Origin of the sequence: Nocardioides sp. (assembly GCF_030655615.1) — a bacterium.
Taxonomy (GTDB): domain Bacteria; phylum Actinomycetota; class Actinomycetes; order Propionibacteriales; family Nocardioidaceae; genus Nocardioides.
Genome location: NZ_JAURVJ010000035.1, coordinates 1 through 11,577, shown reverse-complemented (window position 1 = coordinate 11,577; position 11,577 = coordinate 1). Strand labels below are relative to the sequence as shown.

At 73.4% G+C, this 11,577-nt stretch carries 13 protein-coding genes; 9 read left to right on the top strand and 4 right to left on the bottom strand.

Going from position 1 to position 11,577, the window contains the following annotated elements; all coding sequences use genetic code 11:
• Positions 1–197 precede the first annotated feature (197 nt).
• Positions 198–989 carry a carboxylesterase gene (locus tag Q7T52_RS03170; RefSeq protein ID WP_304799316.1) on the bottom strand — a complete coding sequence of 264 codons (792 nt, stop codon included), beginning with the start codon at positions 987–989 and terminating at the stop codon, positions 198–200.
• A 157-nt stretch (positions 990–1,146) separates the two neighbouring features.
• Between Q7T52_RS03170 and Q7T52_RS03165 the strand changes: the two genes are divergently transcribed.
• From Q7T52_RS03165 to Q7T52_RS03150, 4 genes are read left to right on the top strand one after another with little or no spacing between them, the layout of a single operon-like run.
• A complete protein-coding gene (locus Q7T52_RS03165) occupies positions 1,147–1,896 on the top strand; it encodes a 1-acyl-sn-glycerol-3-phosphate acyltransferase (protein WP_304799314.1) in 750 nt (249 codons plus the stop codon).
• A gap of 4 nt (positions 1,897–1,900) precedes the next feature.
• Positions 1,901–3,034, top strand: a complete 1,134-nt coding sequence (gene macS / locus Q7T52_RS03160; protein ID WP_304799313.1) for a MacS family sensor histidine kinase — start codon at positions 1,901–1,903, stop codon at positions 3,032–3,034.
• A gap of 33 nt (positions 3,035–3,067) precedes the next feature.
• Positions 3,068–3,595: a flavin reductase family protein gene (locus tag Q7T52_RS03155; protein WP_304799311.1), complete on the top strand. Its 528-nt coding sequence runs from the start codon at positions 3,068–3,070 to the stop codon at positions 3,593–3,595.
• Positions 3,596–3,633: 38 nt separating this feature from the next.
• Entirely contained in the window at positions 3,634–4,281 is a 648-nt protein-coding gene (locus Q7T52_RS03150) for a response regulator transcription factor (protein ID WP_304799318.1), read from the top strand.
• Here Q7T52_RS03150 and Q7T52_RS03145 read toward each other — a convergent pair.
• Positions 4,239–5,513, bottom strand: coding sequence for an oxygenase MpaB family protein (locus Q7T52_RS03145; RefSeq protein ID WP_304799310.1), 1,275 nt, complete (start codon positions 5,511–5,513; stop codon positions 4,239–4,241). The two genes, Q7T52_RS03150 and Q7T52_RS03145, sit on opposite strands and share 43 nt — an antisense overlap.
• Positions 5,514–5,565: 52 nt before the next feature.
• Here Q7T52_RS03145 and Q7T52_RS03140 point away from each other — a divergent pair, with 52 nt between their 5' ends.
• Genes Q7T52_RS03140 through Q7T52_RS03130 form a run of 3 tightly spaced genes read left to right on the top strand, consistent with a single transcriptional unit; the run spans position 5,566 to position 7,900 of the window.
• Entirely contained in the window at positions 5,566–6,171 is a 606-nt protein-coding gene (locus Q7T52_RS03140; protein WP_304799309.1) for a TetR/AcrR family transcriptional regulator, read from the top strand.
• Positions 6,168–7,016, top strand: coding sequence for an arylamine N-acetyltransferase (locus Q7T52_RS03135; RefSeq protein ID WP_304799307.1), 849 nt, complete (start codon positions 6,168–6,170; stop codon positions 7,014–7,016). Before Q7T52_RS03140 ends, Q7T52_RS03135 begins: the two co-directional genes overlap by 4 nt.
• Positions 7,013–7,900 (top strand): hypothetical protein, encoded by an 888-nt coding sequence (locus tag Q7T52_RS03130; RefSeq protein WP_304799306.1) that lies wholly within the window; start codon positions 7,013–7,015, stop codon positions 7,898–7,900. Before Q7T52_RS03135 ends, Q7T52_RS03130 begins: the two co-directional genes overlap by 4 nt.
• Before the next feature lie 19 nt (positions 7,901–7,919).
• On the opposite strand, the gene Q7T52_RS03125 is transcribed toward Q7T52_RS03130, so the two are convergent.
• Positions 7,920–8,852 carry an FGGY family carbohydrate kinase gene (locus tag Q7T52_RS03125; protein WP_304799304.1) on the bottom strand — a complete coding sequence of 311 codons (933 nt, stop codon included), beginning with the start codon at positions 8,850–8,852 and terminating at the stop codon, positions 7,920–7,922.
• Positions 8,849–9,673 carry a DUF1028 domain-containing protein gene (locus tag Q7T52_RS03120; RefSeq protein ID WP_304799302.1) on the bottom strand — a complete coding sequence of 275 codons (825 nt, stop codon included), beginning with the start codon at positions 9,671–9,673 and terminating at the stop codon, positions 8,849–8,851. Before Q7T52_RS03120 ends, Q7T52_RS03125 begins: the two co-directional genes overlap by 4 nt.
• 81 nt (positions 9,674–9,754) lie before the next feature.
• Here Q7T52_RS03120 and Q7T52_RS03115 point away from each other — a divergent pair, with 81 nt between their 5' ends.
• On the top strand, positions 9,755–11,008 hold the full coding sequence (locus Q7T52_RS03115) for an MFS transporter (RefSeq protein WP_304799300.1): 1,254 nt from the start codon (positions 9,755–9,757) through the stop codon (positions 11,006–11,008).
• A 16-nt stretch (positions 11,009–11,024) separates the two neighbouring features.
• Positions 11,025–11,577: hypothetical protein (locus Q7T52_RS03110; RefSeq protein WP_304799298.1), on the top strand; the 553-nt coding region annotated here is incomplete at its 3' end.

Here is an 11,577-nt window from a genome sequence, read left to right as displayed (position 1 = left end):
CGTGCGATCGCTCGAGTTGGTGGGGGCGAACGGGGCTGGGGGCGCCCAACTCGTGCGATCGCGCGAGTTGGTGGGGTTGGTCGGGGGTCGGGGGCGGTCAACTCGTGCGATCGCTCGAGTTGGTGGGGGCGAACGGGGGGGGAGGCCGGTCAACTCGTGCGATCGCTCGAGTCGGCCGACCGGTCGCACCCGGGAGGTCAGAGGACCGGGGCACCCGTCACCCGCGCGACGAAGTCGGCGGACTGCTCGAAGATCGTAGGCGCGTCGTTGTCGAGGGTCGCGACGTGGAAGCTCTCGTGGAGGTCGACGCTGGTGACGTCGGTCGAGGAGATGCCGTCGAGGACGATCGGCCGGGTGCTCGCGTCGACCACGTGGTCCTCGCTGGACCGGAAGTAGAGCACCGGGCACGTCACCTGCGGCAGGTCGCCGATGATCGTCGGCCAGGCCTGCATGAAGGAGTGGATGGCCTTGAGCGGGGTGCGGGTGTAGCCGCCCTCCTGCACGCCCTCCTTCTTGATGTCGTTGGCGATGCCGGGGAACGACGGCACGAGGTGTTTGAGCACCGGCAGCAGCTTGACGTCGAGGCGCTTGGTGGCCAGCGCGGGGTTGACCATCACCAGCCCCGAGACGCGGTCGGGGTGGTCCTCGGCGAGCTTGAGCGCGAGCGAGCCGCCCATCGAGAGCCCGCCGACCACCACGGCGTCGTGGTCGAGGCAGAGCTGGTCGAAGACCCGCGCCACCTCGCCGTACCAGTCGTCGAAGCGGAGGGCGTTGAGGTCCTGCCAGCGCGTGCCGTGCCCGGGCAGCCGGGGTACGGCGACCCCGTAGCCGCGCGCGCCGAGCGCCTCGCCCCACGGCCTGATCGACACGGGCGAGCCGGTGAAGCCGTGGCTGAGCAGCACGCCGATGCGACGTCCGCCCGTCAGGTCGGGCTGCGCGGCGATCGTCAGCGGCTCGTGGGACGGCGCCTGCGCCGGCGGGGTGGTCATGGCGGTGATCATCGCGCACGGGTGCGCCAGAGCGGCCGGGTGGTGGCCGGGCGGCGCCGTCGGACTGGGTACCGATACCTAGGGGTGAGGCCTCCGGAGGTACTAGGGTTCAGCGGGTCGGGGCCGCAGGCCGTGGCGGAGCATCGAAGGGGTTGCGTTGTTCTACTGGTTCCTCAAGCTGATCGCGCTCGGTCCGCTGCTCAAGCTGGTGTTCCGGCCACAGACCGAGGGGGTCGACCACGTCCCCGAGGACGGTCCCGCGATCCTCGCCTGCAACCACCTCTCCTACGCCGACTGGCTCTTCATGCCGCTGACGCTGCCGCGGCGGGTGACCTTCGTGGCCAAGGCCGAGTACTTCACGACCCCGGGCCTCAAGGGCTGGCTGCAGAAGCAGTTCTTCTCGGGCTCCGGGCAGGTGCCCATCGACCGCTCCGGCGCCGACGCCGCGGCCGGTGCGTTGATGTCGGCCAAGAAGGTCCTCGGTGAGGGCGGGCTGTTCGGGATCTATCCCGAGGGCACCCGCTCGCACGACGGCCGCCTCTACCGGGGCAAGACCGGGGTCGCCCGCCTGGCCCTCGAGACCGGCGTACCGGTGATCCCCATCGCCGTCATCGGCACCGACGTGGTCGCGCCTCCCGGCAAGAAGTTCGGCTCGATCACCCGGCCGATGGTGCGCTTCGGCAAGCCGCTCGACTTCTCGCGCTACGAGGGCATGGAGAACGACCGCTACATCCTGCGCTCGATCACCGACGAGATCATGTACGAGATCATGCGGCTCTCCGGCCAGGAGTACGTCGACAAGTACGCCACCCAGGCCAAGGAGGAGTCCAAGCGGCTCGAGGCCGACGCGAAGGCCAAGGCCCAGTCGGCGGCCGAGTCGGCGGCCGAGCAGAAGAAGGCGTCCTGACGGGGTGAGCCGCTACGGCTCCAGCGGGGTCCGGGCGGCGGTCGCCGTCGAGGACCGGCTCTTCCGGGCGCTGGCGGTGCTGCGGGTCATCACCCTGCTCAACGCGATCGTCATCAACGTCTACAAGCGTGACGACCTCGTCCACCCGTGGGGCGGGGTCGCGATCCTGGCCGGGATGAGCGTGTGGACCGGGTTCGTCACCTGGGCCTACACCGACGCCGTGCGCCGGTCGATCCCGATGCTGCTGGCCGACGCCGGCGTCGCGCTGGCCGCGCTGCTGCTGACGCCGCTGGTCAAGGGCGCCGACTTCGACGCCACGGTGCCGGGCTTCTGGGTGATGGCGGCGCTGCTCGCCTGGGCCGTGCGGTTCCGGCAGTGGGGCGGGCTGGGCGCGGCGGTCGTCATCGTCGGCGCCGACCTGTGGCTGCGCGCCGAGATCACCCAGACCAACATCGGCAACGCCTACCTGCTGCTCATCGGCGGCCCGATCGTCGGGTTCCTCTGCGGGTCGCTGCAGGAGATGGCCGTCGAGCGCGACGCCGCGCAGCAGTCCGCCGCGGCCGCGGCCGAGCGGGCCAGGCTCGCGCGCGTCGTGCACGACGGGGTGCTGCAGGTGCTCGCCCTGGTGCAGCGGCGGGGCACCGAGCTCGGGGGCGACGCGGCCCAGCTGGGGCAGCTGGCCGGCGAGCAGGAGAAGCGGCTCCGCACGCTCATCCGGTCCCAGGACGCCCTGCGCGACCAGGTCGAGAGCGGCGTCGTCGACCTCGCCGACGCGCTCGCCCGGCTGCGCGACCGCACCGGCGTCGACGTGGCCGTGCCCGGCGGGTCGGTCGACCTGCCCGCGGCGACGGCGACCGAGGTCGTCGCCGTGGTCGAGGCCTGCCTCGACAACGTCGGCCGTCACGTCGGCGAGGGTGCGCCGGCCTGGGTGCTGCTCGAGTCGTTCGCCGACCGGGTCGAGGTGTCGGTGCGCGACGACGGGCCGGGCATCCCGGAAGGGCGGCTCGCGGAGGCCTCCGCCCAGGGCCGGCTCGGCGTGCTCGAGTCGATCCAGGGCCGCATCCGCGACCTGGGCGGCACGGCCGAGCTGACGACCGGGTCGTTCGGCACCGAGTGGGAGTTCTCGGTCCCGCGATGACCCGTCCACCACCACGGGCGCGATGATCCGTCCGTGACCATCCACTCCGGCCATCCGTTCGCGACCGACGACGACCCCGTACGCCGCCTGCGCGGCCGGCTCGGTGGCGCCGTCACGCTGTGGACCGCCGGGGACGGCGACGCGCCGCGGGGCTGGGCCGGCCTGACGGTGTCGTCGGTGATGCTGGCGCACGGCGAGACCCCCCGGCTCCTGGCACTGGTCGACCCCGACTCCGACCTGGCCGACACCGTGGAGCGCACCGGTCGCGCCGTCGTGCACCTGCTGTCGTGGCAGCACCGCGACCTGGCCGACGCCTTCGCGGGCGTGTCGCCCGCGCCGGGCGGGCCGTTCCGCCTCGGGCCCTTCGAGCCGACCGCCCACGGCCCGCTGCTGGCCGACGCGACGTCGTACGGCGCGGTGGAGGTGGAGTCGGCCGTCGAGGTCGGCTGGTCGCTGCTGCTGACCTGCCCGCTCGACGTCGGGTCGCTCGTGGTGGGCGACGACGAGGACGCCCTGTTGCACCGCCGCGGGCGCTACTCGCGACTAGGGTCGGGCGCGTGACAGACGTGGGGACGGACCAGCCCGAGCCGATCCGGGTGATGGTGGTCGACGACCACCCGATGTGGCGCGACGCGGTCGAGCGCGACCTGCAGGCGGCGGGCTTCGACGTGGTGGCGGTGGCCGCCGACGGCGACCAGGCGCTGGCGCGCTTCCCGGCGGCGCGGCCGCAGGTCGTCGTGCTCGACCTGCAGATCCCCGGCCCCAACGGCGTCGAGGTCACCAAGTCGGTGCTGCAGACCGACCCCGGCGCGCGGGTGCTGATCCTGTCGGCGTCGGGCGAGCAGGACGACGTCCTCGAGGCCGTCAAGGCGGGCGCGACCGGCTACCTCGTCAAGTCGGCATCGGGGGCCGAGCTGCTCGACGCCGTACGTCGGGTGGCCCGGGGCGACTCGGTCTTCACCCCCGGCCTGGCGGGGCTGGTGCTCGGCGAGTTCCGCCGGCTCTCCGAGCCCGCGGGCGACACCTCGATCACCGGCAACCCCGAGCTCACCGAGCGCGAGACCGAGGTGCTCAAGATGGTTGCCAAGGGGATGTCCTACAAGCAGATCGCCGAGCGGCTGGTGCTCTCGCACCGCACCGTGCAGAACCACGTGCAGAACACCCTGCGCAAGCTGCAGATGCACAACCGGGTCGAGCTGACCCGCTACGCGATCGAGCGTGGCCTCGACTCCGACGACGAGGACTGAGCGGGTCCGTCGACGGTGTCGCCGCGGGCCGGGTGGGGTCGCCCGCCGCCGGGTGAGGCGTCGACCAGGTCGTGCCGGACGCCCCAGTCGCGCCGCAGCCGGGCGTCCTGGCGCTCCTGGTAGCGCCGGCCGAGCCGCGCGCGGGGCGCCAGCGTGACGGAGGCGCGGTCCAGGGCCGTGTTGACGAGGCCGAGGGCCGGGCCGACCCGTCGGACGACGCCGACCAGGCGGGTGCGCGGGATGGCCAGCTCGTCGGCGATCTCGTCGCCGAGGAACACGCGCTCGAGCGCGTGCACGGCGGTCGGCGCCCAGCGGTGCAGCGGCCGGGGCGTGATGCCCTCGATCTCGGCGACGAGGAAGTCGGCGTTGATGCTGGCGACCAGCCGCCGGCAGAAGTCGTCGACGGGCGGGCGGGTCATCAGGTAGACGGCCTCGAGCCGCTCCTGCTCCGCGCGGTCGCGGGGGAGCAGGGTCTCGTCGATGCCGAGCAGGTGACCGAGGTAGCGCCAGCGGGCGTAGGAGGCGGCCTCCTCGTGGGGGAGGTACGGCGCCCCGATGTCGCGGCTCGCCCGCAGCGGGATCAGCGCGAACTCGACGAGCGTGTAGGCCAGGTAGGCCTGGCAGATGGGCACGCCCCAGGCCGCCCCGTCCCAGTCCGGGCGCCGGGTCAGGTCGGCGCGCACGAGGGCGTGGATGACGCGGACGCGCACGGTGAGCTCGAACCCGGGGGAGAGGCGCTCGAGCCCACCCGGCTCGTTGACGGCGATCAGCCACGAGGCGACCTCGACGGTGCGGGCGCCGGCGTCCTCGACGTAGCGCCCGGTCATCTCGAGGGGGCGGGACGCGGCCGAGTTGGCGTAGCCGCTGACGAGGGACGCCGCGCCGAGCACGATGCCGGCCTGGCGCGTGTAGCGGGAGACGAAGCGGCTGTCGTGGTCGAGCCGCGCGGTGTCGACCCAGTCGGGGGTGGCGTCGAGCTGGGCGAACAGGTCGCGCAGCGAGGCCGGCGCGTCGGGCACCGCGTCGATGCCCTCGCGGCAGGCGGTGCGCAGCATCCGCATCGCCCGGCCGTGGCCGAGCGAGTCGAACTCGGCCACGAACGCGTCGGCGAGCGGGTCGCCGTCGTGCATCGCGTCGAGGTAGGTCGCGGCGAACGACCCGAACCGGGTACGGGCCTCGTCGAGGCGGCGGAGGCTGGTGGGGACGCTGGCTGGAACGGTGGTGTCGGCCATGGTCCGAGGCTAAAGTGAATGATCCTCACCTTCTATTCACTTCTGGAGCACCATGTCGCAGCGGGCCCTGCCGACCCAGGAGCGAGCCGCGCAGACCAGGAGGCTCCTGCTCGACACGGCGCTGGGGCTCCTCGACAAGCGGGGCTACGACCGGCTCACCACGACGGCGGTCGTCGAGCAGGCTCACGTCAGCACCGGCACGTTCTACCGCTACTTCGCCTCCAAGGCCGAGATCCTGACGGTGCTGCGCGACGAGGCCGTGCGGGCGATCAGCGACGACCTGATGGTCAGCGTGGTCGCGGCCCTCGAGCTCGACCTCGACGCGGCGATGCGCACCATCGTCGAGACGCTGGTCGACGGCTTCGAGCGGCACCGCGCCGTGATCCTGGCGCTGGTCAACCAGATGCCGGCCGGCCACAACGCCAACGTGCTGCCCGAGATCGAGTCCGACCTGCACCAGCTCGCCTCGCTGCTCCCGCGCCGGCACCGGCCCGACCTGGCGCCGGAGCGGCTCGAGGCGGTCGTGTTCATGACGATGGGGGTGCTGGTCTCGACCTGCCTGCGGATCGCCCTGCAGCGCCCGCCCGGGGTCGACCGGGGCGAGCTGATCGACCTCGCGGTCTCGATGCTCGCGGCTGGGTTAGGTTCAGCCTCGTGACCACGGCGGCCTACCTGGAGCGGCTCGGGCTCGACGCCGACCTGCCGCCCACGGTCGAGTCCCTGGTGGCGATCCACCGGGCCCACGTGACGCGGGTGCCCTACGAGAACCTCGGCATCATGCTCGGCCGGCCGCCCTCGGTCGTGCCCGTCGACTCGTTGGCCCGGGTGGCCGACGTCGGCCGCGCCGGCTACTGCTTCCACCAGAACGGCTCGCTCGAGACCGCCCTGCGTGAGCTGGGGTACGCCGTCGAGCGTCGCCACGGCCACGTCTGGACCCTCCCCGAGCACCGCGACCAGCCCGAGCTCAACCACCTCGTCCTCGTCGTGACCGGGCTGCCGACCGACACCAACCCCGGCGGTCGCTGGTCGCCCGACGTCGGGCTCGGCGAGGGTCCGCTCGACCCGCTGCCGCTGGTCGACGGTGACGTCGTCGACGGGCCGTTCCGCTTCGCGCTCTCCGACGTCAGCGACGCCGGGTGGTCGTTCGCCAACGACCCGACCGGGTCGTTCACCGGGCTGGAGGTGCGGGACCGGCCGACGGGACACGACGTCGTCGTGCCGGCGCACGCGGCGCTGTCGACCCCGCCGACCGGGGCGTTCACCAAGGTGCTGGTGGTCCAGCGGCGCGATCCGCTCGGCTCCGACACGGTGCGCGGCTGCGTCGCCACCCGGATCGACGCCGACGGGGTGGACCGACGCGACCTGACGACGTACGACGGGTGGCGCGGAGCGCTCGACGCCATCGGCCTGCCGCTCGGTGACGTCGGGGACGACGAGCTGCACGCGCTGTTCGACCGGATGCTGGCGGCGCACCGCGCCTGGGACGCGGAGGGACGGCCGTGAGCGACGAGCTGCTCGAGATCGCCGACGCGCTCTACGCCCTGCCGCTCGGCGACTTCACGCCGGCCCGTGACGCGCGGGCCAAGGAGCACAAGGGCACCGACCTGGCTGCGCCGCTCAAGGCGCTGAAGAAGCCGTCGCTGGCCGCCTGGGTGGTCAACCTGTTCGTCCGCCGCGACCCCGACCAGGTCGAGCAGGTGCTGGCGATGGGGGCCGCGCTGCGTGAGGCCCAGGCCGGCATGTCGGGCTCCGAGCTGCGGGCGCTCACCAAGCAGCGCCGCCAGCTCACCGCCGCGATCACCACGCAGGCCAGGGGTCTGGCCCGCGAGGAGGGCGTCAAGGTCACCGAGGCGGTCGCCGACCAGGTCGAGGCGACGCTCACCGCGGCGATGGTGTCCGAGCGCTGCGGCGAGGCGGTCCGCAGCGGGATGCTGGTCGCCTCCCTCGCGACGACCGGGATGGACGACGTCGACGTGGAGTCGGCGGTCGCGGTGCCCGCGGCGCTCGGCTTCACCGCGACGCCGCGTGAGGCCGAGGCGGCTCCCGCGCCGCCCAAGCTCACCGTGGTGCCCGACCCCGACAAGGACGAGAAGGCCCGCGCCGCGGCCCAGGACGCCCTCGACCAGGCCGAGGAGCAGGTCGAGGAGGCCCGCGGCGCGCACGACGAGGCCGCCGCCGAGGTCGAGGAGCTGCGCTCGCGGCAGCTGCAGATCGAGGGCGAGATCGACGAGCTCAAGCGCAAGATCGCCGCTCTCGAGGAGACCTACGACGAGGTGGACGACGAGCTGGGCGACGCCGAGACCGTGCGCGACGAGGCCAAGGAGACCCTCGACGAGGCCGTGTCGGAGCGCGACGAGGCGGCCGCGGCGCTGAAGCGCCTGTCCTGACGGCTGGTCCGGGCTAGGGCTAGGGGTGGCGCCGGCGCAGGTCGCGGAGCTCGTCGAACGAGCCCCACACGCCGGTGCCGAGACCGGCGAGGAGAGCCGCGCCGTACGCGGCAGCGTCGGGTGGGACGGTCTCGAGGGCAGGGGTGGGCTCGCCCGTCGGCGCCTGACGGGCGGGGGTCGGGACCGGGTCGCCGTCGTCGGCGGGGGCCTGGCCGTGCTGGGCCGCCTGCTGGTCGCCGGCCTGGCCCGCGACGGTCAGCTCGAGGTCGAGGAACGTGCGCGGGTCGGTGCGGGCGAGCTCGCCCCAGCTCGGCACCAGCTCGGGCAGCGCGTCGCGCGGCACCCCGAACAGGCCGCACAGCTCCTCGCTCCAGTCGCCGGAGGCGAGGTCGAGGAGCAACGTGCCTGAGGCGTTGGAGACGTCGGTGACGTGCTCGACGCCGCGCGTCATCCGGGCGACCAGGTAGGAGTCGACGGTGCCGACGGCGTAGCGCTCGGCCTCGACGAGGGCCCAGGTGTGGGGCTCGTTCTCGGCGATCCAGACGAGCTTGGTGGCGGAGAAGCGCGGGTCGAGGGGGAGGCCGGTCAGCTCGGTGACGCGGTCCGCGTGCCCGGCGTCGCGCAGCCCGGTGCAGATGTCGGCGGTACGCCGGTCGCTGGCGGCGATCGCGCGCCGCGGCGAGCCGAGGGTGTCGCGGTCCCAGAGCACGACCGTCTCGGGCTGGTTGGCGATCCCGACCGCCGTGAGCTCGCCGGCGTCGACCTGCTCGACCGCCTCGCGGACGGCCCCGAGGGTGGCACGCCAGATCTCCTCGGGGGCGTGCTCGACCCAGCCGGGCCGGGGGTGGTGCTGGGCGAGGTCGTGGTGGCCGCGGGCCGCCACGGCGCCGTCCGCGCGGACGACCAGGGCCGTGACGCCCGTGGCGCCGGCGTGGAGGGCGAGGACGCTCACTGCTCGGGCTGCGTGCCCCGCACGATCGCCAGGACCCGCTCGTCGATCCAGTCGAGCCCGTCGTCGACGCGCATCTCGTAGTTCTCGGTGCCGACCCAGGTGGTGAAGTCGGGGTGACCCTGCGACCGGGCGAACGTCTCGAGCTCGGCCCGCAGCTCGTCGTCGACCGTGACCTTCTCGTCGTCGGTGGAGGCGACCAGGTAGAGCTCGTTGAGCTCGAGGAGCCGGGCCAGCTCGGTGACCGGCGCCTCGTGGTCGTCGACCCTCAGGTCGACGTCGATGTCGTCGCCGCCGTCGTACCCCGCCCCGTCGCGGACGACCAGGATGGCCGCCGACTGCCGCCCGCGCTTGTCACCGCCGGCGTCGTCGCCCGCGGCCAGCGCGTCGAGCAGCCGCTGCGCGAACGGGGTCTCGACGCCCGCCTCCCAGGACAGACGCATCGCTTCGACGACCTCGGGGCCGGCCAGGCAGTTGCCCTGGATGGCGACGCCGTCGCCGGTGACGCCACCGGCCCAGTCGATGCAGGCCCCGCCGGTGTGGGAGGCGGCCCCGCCGTCGACGTCGACGATGCCGACCTGGCGGTGGTCGCGGCCTTCGTCCTCCTCGAGGAGCCGCTGCAGCGCGACCCCGGCCGTGGCGCCCTCGTCGAGGTGGGAGAGGGCGATGCCCTTGTAGGCCACGTTGGCGTGGGCCTGGGTCGCGAGCGCGCCGACCTGGGCCACCGCCGCGGGCACCACCGAGCCGACGGCCAGGAACTTCGAGGCCACCGCCACGCCCCAGGACTCGCCGTCGTCGGAGCGGGCCACGATCGAGAACGTCATGACTCGGAGACTATCCGCGTCCCATGGTCAGGTCCGATACCTGCTTGCCCTCAACAGGGGTTGAGGTTGCACGATGCTCGGGTGCTGTCTCGTCTCGGGTTCCCTGCGGTCGGCAGGCACCGCGCGTTCGTGTCGGCGCTGGCCATCGACGCGCTCGGCGGCGGCATCTGGATGCCGCTCTCGTTGCTCTACTTCCTGCGCCAGACCGACCTGACGCTCGTCGAGCTGGGCCTGGTCATCACCGTCGCCAACCTGGCGGTGACGCCGCTGGTGCCGGTGATCGGCCGGCTGGTCGACCGGCTCGGTCCCAAGGCCGTCATGCAAGTCGGCAACCTGCTGCAGGGCGCGATGTTCGTGCTCTACCCGTTCGCCGGGTCGGTGGTCACGGTCGGCCTCGTCGTCGGGGTGACCTGCCTGGGGCGCACGATGTTCTGGAGCAGCAACGGTCCGCTGGTCACGCAGATCGCGCCGCCGGGGGAGCGCGAGCTCTGGTTCGGCTTCGTGCAGGCGCTGCGCAACGCGGGGTACGGCGTGGGTGGGCTGCTCGCCAGCGTCGCGCTGACGATCGGCTCGAGCACGGCCTACGACGCGGTCGTGCTGGCCAACGGGGCGTCGTACTTCCTGGCCTTCGCGCTGATGACCGGCGTCGAGTCCGGTGGGCGGCCGGAGCGGGCAGAGGTGCGGCGCAGCGGCGTCGCCGTCGTCGCGCACGACCGTGGCTACCGGCTGCTGGTGGTCGTGATCTTCCTCTACGCGCTCACCGAGATGACGCTCAACGTGACGATGCCGGTCTACTTCGCCGACCTGCTGGGGCTGCCCGGATGGGTGCCGGGGATCGTCTTCGTCGTCAACACCGTGATGATCGGGCTGGGCCAGGGCCTGGTGGTGAGGTCGATGACCGGGGCGGCGCGCTACCGCGTCGTGCTGGCCGCGATCGGCTTCACCGCCTCGTCGTTCGTGATGATGCTGGCCGCCGACGCGTTCTCGGTCGGTCTCGCGACGGCGGTGGTCCTGGTCGCCGCGGTCGTCTACACCGTCGGCGAGATGGTGGCCGGGCCGGTGCTCGGCGCGCTGTCCGCCGAGACCGCCCCCGACGAGCACCGCGGCACCTACATGTCCGTCGTCCAGCTCGGCTGGAACCTCTCCAGCGCCGTCGCCCCCCTCGTCTACGCCGCCCTCCTCGACCGGGGTGCTGCCGCCGCGTGGGCGGGGCCGCTGGTGCTCTGCGGGGTGTGGGCACTGTGCGTGCTGCGGCTGCCGCACGTGCTGCCGCGCGCCGCGACCCGGGTCACCAACACGGCCGACGAGCCCGCCCCGGAGTCGACCGCGATCTAGTGGGCATGCTCACCTCGTGCTCAACGACATCGCGTGGCCGACCCGGCTGATGCTCGCCGCCTTCGGGGTGGCGCTGGGCGTGATCGTCGGCGGGCCCGTGGTGGGTGGTGCCGGTGACTACGCCTACGTCCTGCTGTTCGGCGGGATCGGTCTCGAGCTCGTCGTGATCTTCTGGTGGCCGGTCGTCCTCGGCCGGGCCGAGCGCCGGTTCCGCAAGGTCCTGGTGGCCGCGACCGCGGAGATCGCCGCCGGGACGGTCGTGCCGGTGCCGGCCATCGGGCGCGTCGTACGCCGGCGCATCGTCAAGCTGCCGTGGTGGATGCCCGGACGTGGTGGCGGCACGGGGCCGGCGGTGGTCGTCGTGCTGACCGCGGTCGGCGACGGTCCGGCGCGTCGGGTCGCGGCGGTCGTGCCGGCCGACCTGGGCCTGCACCTGCGCCACGTGCCGGCCGACCTGCTGGTGCACCCGCAGCACCGCGACGTCGCCGTGCTCGACGACCGGGTGACGCGCGAGCGGCTGGCCGTCGTGGACGCCGACCCGCGCTGGCTCACCGAGCGGCTGCCGACCG